Below are 18,896 nucleotides of genomic sequence, written 5' to 3'. Positions count from 1 at the left end.
GCTCCTTGTTATTTTCCTGGCATAAAATCCTGATTTTCTTGTAATGCACTCAAGTAGTTTTTATTTTCTTACACTTCCAATCAGTTATTAAATTAATCTTCAAGCATGAATTTTAATAAATTTATGCAGTAATGTGTGCTGTTCGTAATATTTTCCCTTTAGCAAAATTTTAGCTTTGAAATCGCTCAATGACTGCTGTAATTTTGTGTAAATGATTTTCTGATGTAGGCAGTTCGGAAAGTGATAATAAAAATTGTCAGGGAAGAGATAATCGGCAGGATATCCGTAAGATCAAACGAGACCACCAGGGCTTCATGTGTTCGAGATTTCTCGAAGGCAAATCTTTAATAATGAATAACAAAGAGAGAACCCTATGTATAAGTCATCACTCAGTGCGGTAGCACTGGTGTCTTTGTTTCTTGCGGGTTGTGGAGGGTCGTCGGATAATAAACACCGGTCTTCTTCATCGGCACAAAGCACCAGCCAGAGCAGCGTACTTTCCAGTATTACCTCATCTGCAGCCTCCAGTCAGGGCGCATCTGTTTCTTCTTCTGCATCGCTTGCTGCTTTACACGGCACAGCAGCGGTGGGTGCTGCCATTACCAATGCTGATGTCATTGCCCGCTGTGCCGATGGCAGTGGTTTTATTGCCGCTGTTAAAACCACGTCGGATGGCTCATTCTCGGGTGAGGTAAATGCTGCTGCATTCCCCTGTGCCTTGAATGTGGTGGGCAATACACCGGAACAAACCTTGTTCAGTTTGGCGCAGCAACCGGGGCGTACCAATATCACGCCATGGACCGATTTATTGATTGCCAGCGCATCGCGGCTGCCGCCAGCCGAGTGGTTTGCCTCGACAGATGCAGCTCTGATATTGCCCGTGTTGCCTTCCGAATTGGCGCAATTAACGCAGCGTTTGGTAGCGGCCGGATATATTTCCGCAGCAAGCCCATTTGATCCTTTCAGTGTGGCATTTGCCATTGGTGATGCTCACGACCAGACACTGGATAAATTGCAAGATGCCATTATCCAATCAGCGTTAAGCAATTATGTTGATCTGCTAAACCGGATTATCAACGGCGATGTTAGTGTGATACCGCCTGTGGTTGCTTCCTCCAGCAGTGTTTCTACCAGTTCGTCTACTGCCTCGCTGAGCAGTCAATCCTCTACCGGTGGGGTTATTTCCAGCTCCTCATTGAGCAGTCAATCCTCCACTGGCATTATCATCTCCAGTTCTTCAGATGCATCTGCGTCGTCGCTATCCAGTGATGATGGCAACGCTTCGGAGTCTTCTGCGAGTAGTGATATTTCCAGCGAGTCGTCGCTCAGCTCGGCATCCAGCGAATCTTCTGCAAGCAGCAGCGTGCCGTCAGACGCCGGGCCCTATACCGATTGGCGTGAAATTGAAAAAGCATTCCCTGGTGCCGAAGGCTTCGGGGCTGCAACCAGCGGTGGTCGTGGTGGCGATGTTTATTACGTAACCACACTAAGTGACTCGGATGCACCCGGCACCTTGAGGCATGCCATTAACCAGACTGGCCCGCGTACTGTCCTGTTCAAAGTAAGCGGTTATATTCACTTGAATGGCAATCTGGATATTCGTGAAGGCGATGTTTCGATTCTCGGACAAACCGCACCAGGCGATGGTATTACTTTGCGTGGTGGCAGTTTGCGTATCAGCCAGGGTGTTGAAAATGTGGTGATTCGTTTTATTCGTTCACGTTTGGGCGTCATTGACGGCGAAGCAGATTCACTGGATGGCCGCTACCTGAAAAACATTGTGATTGACCACAGCAGTTTCAGTTGGGCAATTGACGAAACGACGTCGCTGTATGCCAGCAATAATGTGTCCTTCCAATGGAGTCTTATCAGCGAAAGTCTGAATGATGCCGGACATGGTAAAGGCGAGCATGGTTACGGTTCCAACTGGGGCGGCGTTAACGCCAGTTTTCACCACAACGTCATGGCGCATCACAAAAGTCGTCCGCCACGTATTGACGGCATTCTCGATAAATGGCGTGAGCGCAAGGATTATATTGACGTAAACGGCGTTGCCGACTTGCGTAACAATATTTTCTATAACCATTCCACGTTTCCGCCTTATGGTGCGGAAGGGCGCGATGTGCAATTTATCAATAACATCTACAAACCCGGCCCTGCGACCACTGCTGATAACGTAAAAAATTATATCTTCCTTGCCAGCGGCCGCCGTCCTTTGTATGAAGAAGACCGCATTTACACCATGCATGATTACGATGCATTACTGGCTGCAGGAACCATTGACCCCAAATTTCTGGTTGATGGAAAAACCTCCAAACCGGTCGGGCGTGTCTATGTTGACGGCAACCTGGTCGTAGGTAACCCGCATGTTTCTGCCAATAATATTGAGGGGGTTCGCTACGACGATGCATCCTTAAAAGAACATATTATTCAATACAATCCATTCCCGACCCTTGCGGGTGAAGTGAATACTCAATCGGCTGAAGATGCGTATGAATGGGTATTGGCCGGTGTAGGTGCCAGCTTCGCGCGCGATGCGGTAGATACGCGTGTGTTGCTGGATGTGAAGAATGGCACTGGTAGTGTGCGCAACGGTATTGTGAACGTGCCTGATGAAGTGGGTGGTTATCCGGTGCTGAACAACGCACCTGCACCCTTGGATACCGATGGCGATGGCATTCCCGATGCCTGGGAAATTGCTAACGGGCTTGATCATCTCGATGCCAATGACGGTTGGGAAATATTCGAAGACCGCCAGGGTAATTATCCCGAAGCAAAAGGCTGGTACACCAATGCAGAAGTTTATTGGTACAGCCTGGTAAAACACATTCCCGGCGCCGGCTTTTCTACCAATCCGGATGATAACCAATGGGAGCCGATTCAAAACCCGCCACCGGGCAGTTCATCGTCCAGTAGCAGCTCCTCGTCTTCATCGTCGTCCAGCAGCGTCAGTTCGGTTGCCAGCAGTTCTGCATCTTCTGTTCCTTCATTTGATTGCAGCAACGACACCGGCAGTCACTATTACTGTGATGACTTTTCGGCAGGGCTTGAAGCCAATTGGTTAATGCGCAAGGGCACCCCGGGCGGAGCGGATGGCACTGTAACCATTGTGCAGGAAAATGGCGGATCGCTGGCGCGTTTCACCCGCAACAGCAACGGTGGTATTGTAATGTTGGCTGACCCGGCGGCGCTGGGTGGCGTTACGGGTGCTGATTATTATGTGGAGGCGCGTTTGCGCGTTACCGCTATCTCGGGCAACAAGCAGTTGTATCTACTGGCTCGCTATCAGGATGACAACAATTGGTATGGGGCCGGTTTGAATATTCAAAATACGCCGTCCAGTAGCCGCATCGCTGTGGACAAAATAGTAGGCGGTGTTCGCCAGGAAAATTTCCTGTCCCGCTTTAATACGTCGTTGCATCCCAACGTGTGGTACACGGTGCGTTTCTCCATAGAGGGCAATGCAATCACCGTGTATCTTGATGGCGTACCGGTCATTAGCGGTAACAACAGTGACCTTGCTGGTAAAGGTCAAATCGGTTTGTTTACTCACAATCTGTCGTTTGATTTGGACTATGTGAAAGTAGGGAGTGCGAGTGATGTGCCTGATCGCCCATCGCAAATTGCCATCTCTTACGATAAGGCTGACTGGCACGCGGAAGCCAATGATGAACCGCTGGTGGTGAATGTTACTGCCTATGGTCCGGATGGCGGTGCTGATAATTTTACCGTGGAATCATCAGACCCCTCTGTGGTGCACGCGGTTCAGCAAGGCAACACGGTAAGCCTGTATCCACTGGCTGCCGGTCAGACACAAATTACTTTTATCAGCGCATCGGATGCGTCGGTAACACAAACCATTGCGGCAACGATTGATCCCGAGTTTGTGCAGCCGGTTGCTACTTACAATCTGGATAATATTGCCTGGCCAGCGCCTTCGTCACAGGATAATCCGGTAGACACTTTCCTCACCCTGACGTTTGATAGCGAACCAGGATTGGGTGTGGGTGCCATCCGTATTCTGGATGCGGCGGATGACTCGGTAGTTGATGTCATCAATGTTGAATCGGAAGTGGATTTTCTCGGTGTTGACCCGCAACGGGTGCGCACCGTAAAAACCCGTCAGGTGCGGGTAGATGGTAACACGCTGACTATTCAGCCGCACAACGGTGTGCTGCAGTATGGCAAAAGCTATTACCTTGCCATGACGGCTAATGCCGTGACCGATGCAACCCTGGATAACAAAACCTTTGAAGGTATTGGCCGCGCCACTGGCTGGGAGTTTTCTTTGCGTGATGCCGCTCCTGATGCCGACACACTTACCGTCAGCCACGCCGGTGCAGCTGACTTCCGCACGGTGCAGGGTGCACTCAATCATGCCATGCAACATGTTGCTGCCAATGACCCGGTTACGATTGAGTTGAAAAACGGCATTTATGAAGAGCTGTTATTTTTACGCAATAAACATAACGTGACGATTCGTGGTGAGAACCGGGAAAACACCGTCATTCAATACCTGAACAATGACAAGATTAATCCCGGCGCCGGTGGCAGCGGGGTGGCCAATAGCGCACAGGGTGGTCGCAGTGTATTTTTGATTGAAGGGGCCGACATGTTGACCCTGGAAAATCTCACCATCAAAAATACCACGCTGATCGGCGAGGGCGGTCAGGCAGAAACCATGTACTTCAACAGCAACCAGCGGTTAATCGCCAAACATATCAATTTGATCAGCGAGCAGGACACCTTGCTGGTGAAAGGTTATAACTGGTTTTACGATTCGCTCATTGCGGGTAATGTTGATTTTATCTGGGGCGGCAATCATGTTTCATTGTTTGAAAACTCTGAAATTCGCACCCTGGGGGATTCGCGTGGCAATGGTGGCGGTGGTTATATTTTGCAAGCGCGTACCGTCAATGCTACCGACAAAGGGTTTGTTTTTCTTAACAGCCATTTAACGCGTGGCCCTGGTCCGCTTGGGCACAGCGCTGCCGACAACACCGCCTGGTTGGCACGCAGTGGTGGCAATGAGGGTTACTTTGACAATATTGCTTTTATCAACACCCGGGTTGATGCGCATATTCGCACCAGTGGCTGGAATGCATCACCCCCCTCCAATCCGCTGACACCTTCGGCAGCCGGCGGCTGGCGCCAATACAATATTATGGATATGGCCGGTGCTCCGCTGAATATCGAGGGTTGGGTGTTGGGTTACACCCTGACGGAAGCTGAGTACCAGGCAGAATTTTCCAATCGTGCACAGATTCTGTCGGCATGGAATAACGGTGAGGGTTGGAATCCGCAGCCCTGATAGTGCGGCCAGCCAGCACATAGGTGCTGGCTGGCCCCTGTAAAACACTTGTATCAACAATCGGATTGTTCAGAAAATATTTAACAGGATGGTTTTCAGGAATTATTATGTCAGGCGATGACAGCTTTACCACAGAGCCCTGTAACCCGCAGAGCTTCTGTGGTTTTTTGTTTCAACAGTGAGAGTGTTATGTATAAATATTTTTTAGCAGTTGTTCTTGGAAGTTTGTTAACAACCGGATGCGAAAAAGCAGAAAAAAATACTTCTGTTACGGCGGACACATCAACAGCCGCCGCCTCTTCATTGCAAGCTGACGTCTGGCCGCTGCCAGCCTCTACCGATAATCCTGTGGATACCTTGATCAGTATCCACTTCGATAACGCACCTGTTTTAGGTCGCGGTGAAATTTATATTATGGATGCTGCCGATGATTCGGTTGCAGACATTATTCAGGTTGAGGGTGAAGTGGACTTTCTGGGTGTCGACCCGAAACAGCTGCGCACCGTAAAAACCCGTCAGGTTCGTATTGATGGCAACCGCGTGGTTATTCAACCGCATCAGGGCGCTCTTGCTTATGGCAAGCAATACTACGCCGTAGTACCGGCAGAAGCGCTGGCGGCTGCCAGTATGAATGGCAAGGCGTTCACCGGTATTACCAAATCCTCCAGCTGGAAATTTTCTGTGCGGGATGCAGCACCCGCTACCACCTCTTTGGTCGTAAGTCATAACAGCAAGGGCGATTTTTACACCCTGCAAGGCGCGTTGAACCATGTTATGCAAAACACCGCGGTTGATGAGCCGGTGACTATTGATTTAAAAAACGGCTTCTACGAAGAAATATTATTTTTGCGCGGTAAAAATAACCTCACGTTGCGCGGCGAAGACCGCGAAAAAACCGTTATTCAATATTTGAACAACAACACCCTGAGCCCGGGCACCGGCAGCAGCGGTTTGGCCAACGAGGCACAAGGTGGGCGTAGCGTTTTTCTGATTGAAGAAGCCGATATGCTGACGTTGGAAAATCTCACCATTAAAAACACCACGTTGATTGGCGAAGGTGGCCAGGCAGAAACCATTTATTTCAACAGCCCGGGTCGCCTTATCGGTAAGCACATCAACCTGTTCAGCGAGCAAGACACCTTGCTGGTGAAAGGTTATAACTGGTTTTACGATTCGCTGATTGCCGGCAACGTGGATTTTATCTGGGGCGCCAGCCGGGTTAGCTTGTTTGAAAATTGCGAAATTCGCACCCTGGGAGATTCTCGCGGTACCGGCGGTGGCGGTTACATTTTACAAGCGCGCAGCGCAAACCCGGAGGACAAAGGTTTCGTTTTCCTGAACAGCCGGCTGACGCGCGGTGAAGGGCCATTGGGCCACGATGTGCCTGACCACAGCGCCTGGCTGGCGCGCAGCGGCGGTAATGAGGGGTATTTCGATAACATCGCGTTTGTGAATACCCGGGTAGATACGCATATTCACCCCGGTGGCTGGAATCCATCCCGCACCGCCAACCCTGCAAACCCCCATGTGCACGGTGGCTGGCGGCAATACAACATCATGAACCTCGCGGGTGAACTGCTGGATATCAGTGACTGGCAGCTGGGTTATACCCTTACCGATGCGGAATATCAGGCGGAATTTGCCAGTCGCGACATCCTCTTTTCCAGCTGGAATAACGGCGCAGGTTGGAACCCGCAACCCTGATTGTGCTCACACTCGCCACGCCAATCATCGGTGATGATTGGCTGAAAGGGCTTGGCGCGTAAAAAACTGTAAATCACTGTTAAAGCATTGATCTCTTTTGTCTGTAAAAGCCTGGGCGGCTTGTTTATCAACCGCGAGGGGATATACTGGCTTCCGCTTTGTCGGCCTTCGGCAATCGGCGCAATAGGTAACTTCGGGTCAGACAACGATAATTCTCCCGACCCGCCGAAAACCGGTATCCCGTGCAGGATTACGTGACAAAGCAGGCGTTTTTGAGGACAAGACTCCTCGCGAAACACAGTTAAAGCTGGTAACGGGCTCCCTCGTTTATGACTTCTATCAATCTGACTCATCTTCAGCAATCCATCGCAACTTATCTGCAAACCCACCTGAACGCTGCTGCCTGGCAATGGCTTGAACAGCGTGTGGCTACGATTCGATCGAACAGTAATCCCCAGTCGTTGGTTACCGCCTTCGCGCAAGTCTCGCGCAAGGTTAACGTGTTTATCATCGACGATGAATTACCGGAAAACCCGGTGAATTTGCAGATGAAAGGCTGGGACAGTATTTGCCTGGTGCGAGTCTTTTTGTTAATGCAGGTGGTCAGTGATGATCGCGACAGCTATAAGCAACAAATCGGCAACCTGTTTCGCTATGCCGATATGGATGAATCTGTGGCGCTTTATGTTGCTTTGCCTGTGCTGGCATACCCCGAAGAGTGGGTTCACCAATGCACTGAAGGTCTGCGTAGCAACATCAGTTACGTGCACGATGCCATTATGCAAAACAACCCCTGGCCAGCCCGTTATCTGCCCGAAGCGGCCTGGAACCAGCTGGTGCTGAAAGCGTTTTTCAATGAAAAAGATATGAACCGGGTGATCGGTTTGCAGGCGCGCAATAATCAGGAACTGGTGTTGGCGTTAACCGATTACCGTGCCGAGCGGCTGGCCGCTGGCCGTCCGATTCATCCTGGCATTGAGCAGTTGATCGCATCCTTTAAAACCGCCTGATCCGTCGGGCGATAGCAACATTTTCAAACAGTAGCGCCCGCCTGGTGATGCTACTGTTTTGGTGAAAACACGAGGCAAATATTATGTGTCAACATCTTCACGATCCGCGCGAACTGGGCGACAAATTAACCCCGGACCTGGCCCCTGTTAAAGGTATGCGCTTTCTCGACCCGCATATTCACATGGTATCGCGTACCACTGACGATTATCAGGCCATGGCCGACGCCGGCATTGTTGCGGTTATTGAACCGGCTTTCTGGGTAGGCCAGCCGCGTACCGGCATTGATACTTTCCGCGACTATTACAGCAGTTTGCTCGGCTGGGAGCGTTTTCGCTCTTCGCAATTCGGTATCAGCCATTTTTGTACGCTGGGGTTGAATTCCCGCGAGGCCAACAATGAACCTCTGGCAGAAGCGGTACTCGAATTGTTGCCTTATTTTATTCACAAAGAAGGCGTGGTCGGTATTGGTGAAATTGGTTTTGATGACCAGACGCCGGCAGAAGATCGCTTCTACCGCTTGCAATTGGAATTGGCCAAAGACGCCGAACTGCCGGTTCAGGTGCACACGCCGCACCGCGACAAAAAGCGCGGCACTTCCCGCAGCATGGATATCGCCATCGAACACGGTCTTGACCCTGGCATGGTCATCATTGACCACAACAACGAAGAAACTGTTGAAGAAGTGCTGGACCGTGGTTTCTGGGCAGCCTTTACCATTTATCCTTTCACCAAAATGGGCAACCAGCGCATGGTGGAAATCGTTAAACAATACGGCGCCGAGCGCATCATGATCAACTCGGCAGCCGACTGGGGTATCAGTGACCCGCTGGCAGTGCCAAAAACGGCTGCGTTGATGAAGTTGCAAGGTATCAGCGATGCTGACATCGAGCTGGTGACCTTTAAAAATGCGCTTACTGCCTTTGCACAAAGCGGCCAAATCAGCGAAGAAATTCTCAAGCAAATTGGTGTGGACCAAAGTCAGAAATTTGCCGGTAACAGCATCCTGCGCGGCGGCCAACAGCCTCGTGTTGATAAATCTTCCATCGTTATTTCCTGATTCCGGTTCGCTATGCAAAAAGTCATGGGTTATTTACGACTGGCTCGCCCGGCCAATATTGTTACCGCCGTGTCAGATATTCTGGCTGGCGTAGCCATTGTCGGTTTTTTTGGTAGCGGTTTTGCCGGCAACCTGTCGCTCACGCCGGTGATCTTACTGTGCATCGCCACGGTGGGTTTGTACGGCGGCGGTATTGTTTTTAACGATGTATTTGACCGCGAGCTGGATCAACGCGAGCGCCCCGAGCGTCCTATCCCCAGCGGCTTGATCAGCGCCCAAGCCGCGTCCTGCTGGGGCGGTGCGCTATTATTGCTGGGTTGTATATTCGCTTTTTTGGCTAATACTACCGCCGGTGTCATGGCCTTACTGGTCACGGCATCTGCGCTCATTTACAACCGCTGGGGCAAACACAGCACCTGGCTTGGGCCCATCAACATGGGGCTGTGCCGTAGCTTTAATTTGTTGCTTGGCATGAGTGTGTTGCCCGCGGTGATGCCGGAATTTGCGTATCTCGCCGCAGTGCCGCTGGTATATATCGCTGCTGTTACCACCATCAGCCGGGGTGAAGTCGGTGGCTCGACCAAAGCGCCGTTGTTCTTATCGGCGTTTATGTACTTGCTGGTGATTAACGCTATCGCCTTTTTTGCCGCGCAAAAAGACCAGGTAGTCGCGCTGTTTTTTCTGGTGCCTTTTGCGCTCTTTATTTTTCGCCCGCTGGTGCGCGCTATTGCCAGGCCTGTTGGGCCGCTCATTGGCAAAGCGGTAAAAGCCGGTGTGTTATCACTGATTTTAATGAACGCTGCTTGGGTGGCAGCTTCCGGAGCCTGGCCTGTGGCCATAGGCGTTGCTTTGTTGCTGCCGCTGTCGTTATGGCTGGCGCGTCGTTTCGCCGTCACCTGATCGGCTTTTCTGTCGGATATTCTCATGAATTTTATTGAGCAATCATTTTCCATTCCCTTTACCTACAAAGTGCTTTTTACCGAGGCTTTGTTCGCTGGTGACAATCCGTTATTGCGCGATTTGCTGGCGAAACATCACACCGCCAATATTCACCAGAAAGTATTATTTGTGGTAGACCAGGGTGTATCTGAGCAGCACGCCACGCTGCTGGCCGACATTCGCAACTATTTTGCCGATGCCACCGACTGGTCGCTGGTGGCAGACATAGTCGTGATCCCCGGCGGCGAAATTGTTAAAAATGATCTCACCTCGTTCGATCGCATCCTCGATGCTATTAACGAACATGGCATTGATCGCCACTCTTATGTAGTGGGGCTGGGCGGTGGTGCCTTGCTGGATCTGGTGGGTTATGTGGCGGCGATTGCCCACCGTGGTGTGCGTCATATTCGCATCCCGACCACCGTGCTCTCACAAAATGACTCCGGCGTTGGTGTGAAAAACAGCATCAACTTTCGCGGCAAGAAAAACTTCCTTGGCACCTTTGCACCGCCGCTGGCGGTGATCAACGATGCCAATTTTCTAAAAAGCCTGCCGCAACGTGCCTGGTTGGGTGGAATTTCCGAAGCGGTAAAAGTGTCTTTGATTAAAGACCGCGCATTTTTTGAATGGATTGAAGCCAATGCAACGGCGCTGCGTAATCGCCACAGCGAAGCCATGCATTATCTGATTTTCCGCTGCGCCGAATTACACGTACGCCATATTGGCGGCTACGGCGATCCGTTTGAATCCGGCTCCTCCCGCCCGCTGGATTTTGGCCACTGGAGTGCGCACAAACTTGAGCAGCTGAGCCGCTTTGAAGTACAGCACGGTGAGGCGGTTGCCATGGGCATTTGTCTCGACTGCGTGTATTCCCGTCTGGACGGACGTTTGTCTGCTGAAGATTGTGAGCGGGTTATTGGCGTATTTGAAACCCTCGGCCTCGCCATTACCCATCCTTTGTTAAAAGCAGAAGGTGAGCACAGCCCGCTGGTAGCCGGTTTGCAGGAATTCCGCGAACACCTCGGTGGCCGTTTAACCATTATGTTATTGAACGGGTTGGGCGTAGCCGAAGAAGTGCACGATATGAACACCGATTTAATTCGCGCGGCGGCAGAAGAGCTGCAAGCGCGTTGTTAACAGCAAGGAACGACTCCCGATTTCGTCCGGCATTCAAGCATTGAATGCCGGGCTGTCATTTCAGTAAAGGCCGCTTTTCCGGCGTTGCCCGATGTCTCTGGTAATTCTGCACGATTGCAGGTTGTTTTTTTTCTGCAGGAGTAGTTATGCAACATTTTCCAACACGTTTGACTTACTGTACCAATATTCACGCAGGCGAAGCCTGGCAGGATCATTTTCGCGGCTTGCAGGAAAAATTTCCGGCTATCAAAACCGCCGTATCGCCTGACCAACCCATGAATATCGGTTTGCGACTTTCCAACCAGGCCAGCCTGGCGCTGCTGGATGAAAGTCGTTTGCAGCTATTTAAACAGTGGTTGCATGAACAGCAGGCTTACGTTGCGTTAATTAACGGCTTTCCCTATGGCGACTTTCACCAGCAAGCTGTGAAAGAAAATGTGCACGCACCGGACTGGACTCGTGTTGAACGTCGCGATTACACCCTGCGCCTGGTTTCCATTCTTGCCAGCCTGTTGCCGGAAGATGTGGACGGCGGCATTTCAACCGCGCCGCTGGGTTATCGTCATTGGTATAACGGCTCCGATGAATCCTGGGAAAATGCCGTCCAACAATCGACCGCCCATGTTATTGATGTAGTCTTGGCGCTCTATGAATTGCAGCAAAATACCGGAAAAATTATCCACCTGGATATCGAACCCGAAGCCGATGGCATTCTGGAAAACGGGGAAGAATTCCTAAACTGGTACCTCAACGATTTATTGACTGCCGCTATTCCCGCCTTTAAAAAGCACCACCAGCTTGACGATGAAGCTGCCGACCATGCTATCAAGCAGCACCTGCGAATTTGTTATGACGTGTGCCATTTCGCATTGGGTTTTGAAAACCATCAACAAATGCTGGACAAATTCGAAGCAGAAGGCATTTTGATTGGCCGCTTTCAAATCAGCGCTGCATTAAAAGGTTTTTTAAGCAGCGATGAAATTGAGCGCCTGCAAACGGTTAACGCCTTCGGCGGCTTTGATGAGCCACTGTATCTCCACCAGGTTGTGGCCAAAACAGCCAGTGGCGACATTACCCGTTATCGCGATTTAAGTGATGCACTGGATCTGGTTACCGATGAAGAGCAGGAGTGGCGTTCGCATTTCCACGTGCCGGTATTTCTGGATGACTTCGATGTATTAACCTCCACGCAGGATGACATCGTGAATGTGCTATCGCTTAACCAGCAACGCCAGTTAACCTCACATCTCGAAGTTGAAACCTACACCTGGCAAGTACTACCCATGGAATACCAATTGCCGATAGAAGAATCTATCAGCCGTGAATTGTTATGGGTGAAAACGGAATTGCAAAACCTTGCCAACGGAGCAGAGAAGAATAATGAGCAATGAAACACTTCCACCCATGATACGCACCGCTGTTATTGATATTGTTGGCTTGTCTTCAGCCTTGATTGGTGAGCACACGCCTTTTTTAAAGTCGCGCGTTACACAGCAAGGTGTTACCCGCATTCAGCCTATGGCACCCGGCGTAACCACCTCGGTACAATCTACTTATTTAACCGGCAAGTGGCCTACCGACCACGGCATCGTGGCTAACGGTTGGTACGACCGCAGCGACAGCGAAATCAAATTCTGGAAACAATCCAACCCGCTGGTACAGGCAGAAAGTATCTGGACGCGTGCCAAACGGGAAAACCCGAGCTTTACCTGTGCGCAAATGTTCTGGTGGTACAACATGTACACCGGCGCCGATTTTTCCATCACGCCGCGCCCTAACTACCTGGCAGATGGCCGCAAAATGGCAGACTGCTACTCGTACCCCGCATCGCTGCGCGACGAAGTGCAGGAAAAATTCGGCACCTTCCCGCTGTTTCAATTCTGGGGCCCCGGCGCCAATGTTGTTTCATCGCGCTGGATTGCCAACGCCAGTAAATATGTAGAAGAAAAACACAGCCCTACCTTATCGTTGGTGTACTTGCCGCATCTGGATTACTGCCAGCAAAAAGTCGGGCCAACCCCGGCATTGATCGCGCAGGAACTGAAAGAAATTGATGAGCTGGTGCAGGACCTCGTTACCTTTTACGAAAGTCGCGGCGTAAAAATTCTGCTGTTATCCGAATACGGCATCGTGCCAGTAAATCGCCCGGTGCATATCAACCGTTTGTTGCGTAACGAAGGTTTGCTCGGCATCCGCATCGAGCGCGGCCTGGAATTACTGGACGCTGGCGCATCACAAGCCTTTGCCGTTGCAGACCACCAGGTTGCGCATATTTATACCCGCGACGAAGCCACCAAAGCGCACGTTAAAAAGTTATTAACCGGTGTGCCAGGCATTGCCGAGGTGTGGGATACCACCGAAAAAATCGCCCACCATATCAACCATGAGCGCGCCGGTGATCTGGTGGTAATGGCGGAGCCCGATAGCTGGTTTACCTATTATTTTTGGTTGGACGATGCCAAAGCACCTGACTATGCTCGCGCGGTAGATATCCACAAAAAACCGGGTTACGACCCGGTAGAAATGTTCCTCTCATCCAAACTGCGTGCAGCCTGGTTGTTGCTCAAGAAAAAACTCGGCTTCCGTTACGCCATGGATGTTATTCCGCTGGATGCCACTTTGGTAAAAGGCTCTCATGGTTCACATCGGGTAGAAGAGCGTTACCAACCGGTATTGATCGGCGCAGAAGGCGCGGCCGAAACCATCGCCGCCAATGAAGTGCACGACATTATCTGGCAGTCTATTTTTGGAAAGTAGCTGGAAAATAAAGTGAGTTAAACGCAAGGCAATTGATAGACGAAAAGCTGGTATTTGTAAGTGCCAGATTTTTTGATTTTTTATTTCGCATATGGCAAAAACATTTCAGCTAAATACGGATCGAGTTTGGTGTTAGGCTACCTGTTCCAAAACCGTCGGGTCAGGGATGACCCGTCGGAACTACAGGGACGTATTTATGTGTTTTTGGAACAGGTAGCCTAATGGCAAACGGACATATGGCACTTGGTCAGATTATCTGAAACTCTTTAATTTTGCTCATTATCCGCAGTACCAAAATTCTCTTCTTCATACACATTCAAATACCCCTTAAACCCCAGCAAATAAACACACAACACCGTATATAAAATCGTGTGCCATAAAGATGCACCGGGTACTCGGGAGATATTTAAAAAGCCAGCCAAACTGAAAATCGCAAAAAAGGCAGTAAACAAAGCGCCGGTAAATAAAAACAACCGGGCAAATTTCAGCATGGCACGGTGCTGGTTCAGAGTAATAATTGCGGGCAAGGCAATAATGGTCGCCAGCAAATAGTAAGCAACGCCGGTGCCTTTAATCTGATCGCCAGCCACCACAGCGAAACACAAAGCAATAACCAGATTAATCGCCGGTAAAATAACTAAAGGTTTTTTCATCATAATATCCCTGTGGTCGCGTTAAAAAATAACAGCCGGAATCAGTTGTTGGTGGGGCGGGTCAATTCGTAAATGCCAATATTAACCGCGCTGGCAAGATTCAGCGATTCAATAACCGGGCTGCCGTGAATGGTAAACGGCTTAATGGTTAAATGGCTTTGCAAATCTGCCGGAATACCCCGTGCCTCATTACCAAAGATCAGGCAATCGCTGCGTTTAAAGGCAGCGCTATAAACCGGCTCGCCATGCATATCCAATGAAGCAATATTCTGGTAGCGGTTCGCCAGCGATTGCAAGGGCACATCCAGCTCAACCGGCACATGAAAAATTGCGCCCATACTGGAGCGAACGGCTTTCGGGCTCCAGGGGTCGGTGGCATTGGGGCTGATCAAACAACGGAAATTACCAAACCACCCCAGGGTGCGCAAAATAGTACCCAGGTTGCCCGGGTCCTGAATCTCGTACAGGTAAACAGCGCGCTCGTCAGCTTGCTGGCTGGTCGGTTGCGGTAAGGGCACAACCGCAACAATGCCTTGCGGTGTTTTGGTATCGCTCAGTTGCGCCATTTGTTTTTCACCGATCACGGTGATGTGAAAAGGGCTTTGCCAATTCGCGTGGCGCTCGGTAACAAACAGGCGGCTTTTTTGTAATGCCGGGTTGGTTAACGCCGCTTTTTGCAATTCCAGAATCAGATGTTCGCCTTCTACCAGAAAGTGACCCAACTCCTGGCGGTATTTTTTCTGGTGTAATTTTTTTGCGTCATCAACTTTCATGACCGGCTTTCCTGGTGGGAAGCGTTTTCCAGCATGGAACGCGCTACGGCTTCCGCGATACGAACACCATCCACACCCGCCGACAAAATACCGCCGGCATAACCGGCGCCTTCGCCAGCCGGGAAAAGCCCACGTACATTCAGGCTTTGCAAGCTGTCGTTATCACGGGTGATGCGCACCGGTGAAGAGGTTCGGGTTTCTACGCCGGTCAGCACTGCATCGGGCCGGTCAAAGCCGCGAATCTGTTTGCCGAAAGCGGGCAGGGCTTCGCGAATGGCGGTGATGGCGTATTCCGGTAAAGAGGGTGCCAGGTCGCCGAGCAATACGCCGGGTTTATAGGAAGGTTCTACGTCGCCCAATGTGGTGGATGCTTTACCGCGTATAAAGTCACCCACCAACTGGCCTGGTGCGCAGTAATCTTTACCGCCCAGTTCATAGGCGCGAGATTCCAGTTGCTCCTGAAACTCAATGCCGCCCAGCGGGTTGCCGGGGAAATCTTCATTGGGGTTAATACCCACCACAATACCGGCGTTGGCGTTGCGTTCATTCCGGGAGTATTGGCTCATGCCGTTAGTAACCACTCGCTCCGGCTCGGAGGTCGCCGCCACCACGGTACCGCCAGGGCACATACAAAAGCTGTACACCGCACGGCCATTTTTAGCGTGATATACCAGTTTGTAATCGGCAGCGCCCAAGGCATCGTGGCCGGCATATTTGCCGAGGCGCGCCTTATCAATCAATGACTGCGGGTGTTCAATACGGAAACCGATGGCAAATGGCTTGGCTTCCATAAATACCTCGCGGCTGTGCAGCATGCGAAAGGTATCGCGGGCGCTGTGGCCAAGGGCCATCACCACATGGCGGCTGTGCAAAACTTCGCCGTTGGCCAGCACAACGCCTTCTATCTGGTCGTCTTTTAACAGCAGGTCAGTCACCTTTTGTTCAAAGCGCACTTCACCACCCAGCGCTTTGATCTCCTCGCGCATGGCAGAAACCACACCGGTCAACCGGAAGGTACCAATGTGCGGCTTACTTACGTAGAGAATTTCTTCCGGGGCGCCAGCCCGCACAAACTCCTGCATCACTTTGCGACCGTAGAATTTCGGGTCTTTGATCTGGCTGTACAGCTTGCCGTCAGAAAACAGCCCGGCACCGCCTTCACCAAATTGCACGTTGGACTCGGGGCTTAATACTTTGTTACGCCACAGCGCCCAGGTGTCCTTGGTGCGCTGGCGTACTTCTTTGCCGCGCTCCAGCACAATCGGTTTAAAGCCCATTTGTGCCAGCAACAGCGCAGCAAAAAGCCCGCAAGGGCCAAAGCCGACCACCAGCGGGCGTTCGGTCAAACCGGCGGGCGCATGTCCCACCGGGTGGTATTCGGTATCCGGCGCAGGGCGCACATGCTGGTCATCCGCGAAACGGGCCAGCACCTTGGTTTCGTCTTTAACGGTGACATGCAGAATATAAACAAAGGTGATTTCGGTGTTTTTCTTGCGGGCGTCGTAGCTGCGCTTGAAAACCAGCATGTCGAGCAGGGCATCGGCGGGAATTTGCAGCCGCTTGATCACGGCATCGCGCAGTTGTTCGGGGGTGTGCTCAAGCGATAACGCGAGCTCGGAAATACGAATCATAAGGGGTTCCTGGCCGGTGTCTCCGGCAAAGGTGGGTAAAACGCGAATTGTACCGCGACCGCAGCCAACTGTCTGCTGGTGCTGTTTTCGGGGTGGCTAAAGCCTTACAATAGCGGGCTTAACCTTCGCACAACCCCACGATTCAGGTAGCCCCATGGCCCGTTCCAAAAGCAGTAACCGCTGGCTCGAAGAGCACGTAAACGATTTCTACGTCAAACAAAAGAAGAATGACGGCTATCGTTCCCGCGCCAGCTACAAGCTGTTGGAAATCAATGAAAAAGACAAGCTTATGTATCCGGGTATGCTGGTGATGGATCTGGGCTCGGCACCTGGCGGCTGGTCGCAAGTGGCCAGCAAACTGGTCGGTGTAAAAGGCCGGGTAGTGGCATCCGACATTCTGCCCATGGACACCGTCGAACACGTAGACTTTATTCAGGGCGACTTCACCGAAGAAGCGGTATTTCAGCAAATCCTCGAAGCACTGAATGGCGCCCACCCGGAGCTGATCATTTCCGACATGTCCCCCAACATCAGCGGCGTTGATGCCGTTGACCAGGCCGCGTCCATGTACCTGGTGGAACTGGCGCTCGACATGGCTCGCCAGGTACTCAAACCCGGCGGCAACTTTGTGGCTAAAGTATTCCACGGCGAAGGCTACGACGCCTACGTAAAAGACCTGCGCACCTCATTCGACAAAGTCGTCATCCGCAAACCCGACGCCTCGCGTGCGCGCTCGCGTGAAGTGTATGTGGTGGGGAAGGGGTTTAAGGGGTAGGGCGGTAGTAAAGTATTTACCCGGTTTGCCTCTGCACTGACTTACAGGATGTGCAAGCTGCTCCCGTTGAAACCATAGCTACGTTGGACGAAAGTTTTTTCGTGTTCGCCCCGACCGCATGACACTTCAGGAAAAACGCTATTTACACGCTAATGTGTTTGGCAAGCCAATATATAGTTATTTGTCAATTGGCGGTAAAAAGGCGGCTTTTTTTCGTCACCGACAGCCCGCGTTTTTTAATATTGTGTGTTTTCGGATGCGAGAGGTTTATATGCTAATAAAAGAACTCAGGCAAAAAAGGCTGTTATCTCAAGAACAACTTGCGGAATTGTGTGGTTTGAGTCTCCGTACAATTCAACGGGTGGAAAGCGGTCACCGAATTGGCTTTGCTTCTTTACGAGCACTCGCTGCGGAATTTAACGTTAATGTTGAATCTCTTGAGCAGGAGTTATACACAATGGAAAAAGTATCGAATGAGTTCAAAGATCTGCCTTTCTGGTTAAAGTTATATATAGGGAGCAGTTGGTTTTCGGCGAACAGAGAAGAATTTAAAAAAATAGAGCTATTCTTCCTCATATTAAGCGTATGTTTTTTGGCATTCTTGGGGCTAAATTCAATATTCAAATTTGCTCCCGCGTCTTTGGATACGGTGCTATTGCTTGGGAGCTTTTGTACACTGGCTGGAGCTTATAATATTTCGGTTACCATCCGCACGGGAGATAAATATGACGTCTGGTCCAGGCTTGAAGCGACATTGCCTAAACGTTATTTTTGGTTTTTTGGAAAAAATATTGATAGATAAAAATTCTGTGTAGCTTTCATTATCCGAATGCTCAGTAAACATTTGGCAATCAAACATATAAATGGTGAGAACAAGATCGCCCTGTAAACTCAGTAACAGAAAGTCATTGTGCGGTTTCGGGGTTAACACTCTCGTAAGTTATCGCTTTTAACATTGACGGTAGGCGAAGAGCCTTTCTATTTAAAGCAGAGCCGGTAAAAGAAAAGAACAATTTTTATTTGCAGGCCGTGGAAGCAACAACAACAAAATACCTGAGTGCCAGCACCCCAAAAGCCCTGATAATCTTGCCCTGCAGTCGGTTGTGCTATCTGACTGCTTACTTTAATTTGCTGCACTTTTTAATCGT

Annotated in this window: 13 protein-coding genes; 10 read left to right on the top strand and 3 right to left on the bottom strand. The window is 50.7% G+C overall.

Annotation, left to right across the window (positions count from 1 at the left end):
* The first annotated feature begins 373 nt into the window (after positions 1 to 373).
* The 8 genes from C4F51_RS13295 to C4F51_RS13260 all read left to right on the top strand — a co-directional run bounded on the left by C4F51_RS13295 (position 374) and on the right by C4F51_RS13260 (position 13,916).
* Positions 374 to 5,311, top strand: coding sequence for a pectinesterase family protein (locus tag C4F51_RS13295; RefSeq protein WP_193910552.1), 4,938 nt, complete (start codon positions 374 to 376; stop codon positions 5,309 to 5,311).
* A 189-nt stretch (positions 5,312 to 5,500) separates the two neighbouring features.
* Positions 5,501 to 7,015 carry a pectinesterase family protein gene (locus C4F51_RS13290; protein ID WP_193910550.1) on the top strand — a complete coding sequence of 505 codons (1,515 nt, stop codon included), beginning with the start codon at positions 5,501 to 5,503 and terminating at the stop codon, positions 7,013 to 7,015.
* 329 nt (positions 7,016 to 7,344) lie between these two features.
* Positions 7,345 to 8,025 (top strand): EboA domain-containing protein, encoded by a 681-nt coding sequence (locus C4F51_RS13285; RefSeq protein WP_193910548.1) that lies wholly within the window; start codon positions 7,345 to 7,347, stop codon positions 8,023 to 8,025.
* Between the two features lie 83 nt (positions 8,026 to 8,108).
* A complete protein-coding gene (locus C4F51_RS13280) occupies positions 8,109 to 9,083 on the top strand; it encodes a TatD family hydrolase (RefSeq protein WP_235992334.1) in 975 nt (324 codons plus the stop codon).
* Between the two features lie 12 nt (positions 9,084 to 9,095).
* Complete coding sequence (gene eboC / locus C4F51_RS13275; protein ID WP_193910546.1) at positions 9,096 to 9,983, top strand: UbiA-like protein EboC; 888 nt, start codon at positions 9,096 to 9,098, stop codon at positions 9,981 to 9,983.
* Positions 9,984 to 10,007: 24 nt separating this feature from the next.
* On the top strand, positions 10,008 to 11,159 hold the full coding sequence (locus C4F51_RS13270) for a 3-dehydroquinate synthase (RefSeq protein ID WP_193910543.1): 1,152 nt from the start codon (positions 10,008 to 10,010) through the stop codon (positions 11,157 to 11,159).
* A gap of 146 nt (positions 11,160 to 11,305) precedes the next feature.
* Positions 11,306 to 12,550, top strand: coding sequence for a metabolite traffic protein EboE (gene eboE / locus C4F51_RS13265; protein WP_193910541.1), 1,245 nt, complete (start codon positions 11,306 to 11,308; stop codon positions 12,548 to 12,550).
* Positions 12,551 to 12,563: 13 nt separating this feature from the next.
* Complete coding sequence (locus C4F51_RS13260; protein ID WP_193910539.1) at positions 12,564 to 13,916, top strand: alkaline phosphatase family protein; 1,353 nt, start codon at positions 12,564 to 12,566, stop codon at positions 13,914 to 13,916.
* A 266-nt stretch (positions 13,917 to 14,182) separates the two neighbouring features.
* Here C4F51_RS13260 and C4F51_RS13255 read toward each other — a convergent pair whose 3' ends face one another.
* The 3 genes from C4F51_RS13255 to C4F51_RS13245 are packed head-to-tail and all read right to left on the bottom strand — an operon-like array spanning position 14,183 to position 16,973.
* Complete coding sequence (locus tag C4F51_RS13255; RefSeq protein ID WP_193910537.1) at positions 14,183 to 14,569, bottom strand: hypothetical protein; 387 nt, start codon at positions 14,567 to 14,569, stop codon at positions 14,183 to 14,185.
* A 41-nt stretch (positions 14,570 to 14,610) separates the two neighbouring features.
* The gene (locus tag C4F51_RS13250) at positions 14,611 to 15,342 is read right to left on the bottom strand and encodes a TrmH family RNA methyltransferase (protein ID WP_193910535.1); all 732 of its coding nucleotides are present in this window, start codon (positions 15,340 to 15,342) and stop codon (positions 14,611 to 14,613) included.
* Complete coding sequence (locus tag C4F51_RS13245; protein WP_193910533.1) at positions 15,339 to 16,973, bottom strand: NAD(P)/FAD-dependent oxidoreductase; 1,635 nt, start codon at positions 16,971 to 16,973, stop codon at positions 15,339 to 15,341. Before C4F51_RS13245 ends, C4F51_RS13250 begins: the two co-directional genes overlap by 4 nt.
* A 154-nt stretch (positions 16,974 to 17,127) precedes the next feature.
* On the opposite strand from C4F51_RS13245, the gene rlmE reads away from it, so the two are divergent.
* Both rlmE and C4F51_RS13235 read left to right on the top strand, forming a co-directional pair.
* The gene (gene rlmE / locus C4F51_RS13240) at positions 17,128 to 17,748 is read left to right on the top strand and encodes a 23S rRNA (uridine(2552)-2'-O)-methyltransferase RlmE (RefSeq protein WP_193910531.1); all 621 of its coding nucleotides are present in this window, start codon (positions 17,128 to 17,130) and stop codon (positions 17,746 to 17,748) included.
* Positions 17,749 to 17,866: 118 nt separating this feature from the next.
* Positions 17,867 to 18,550 (top strand): helix-turn-helix domain-containing protein, encoded by a 684-nt coding sequence (locus C4F51_RS13235; RefSeq protein WP_193910530.1) that lies wholly within the window; start codon positions 17,867 to 17,869, stop codon positions 18,548 to 18,550.
* Positions 18,551 to 18,896: the final 346 nt, after the last annotated feature.

Source organism: Cellvibrio polysaccharolyticus (assembly GCF_015182315.1).
Lineage (GTDB): Bacteria > Pseudomonadota > Gammaproteobacteria > Pseudomonadales > Cellvibrionaceae > Cellvibrio > Cellvibrio polysaccharolyticus.
This window is presented reverse-complemented; position numbering and strand designations above follow the sequence as displayed.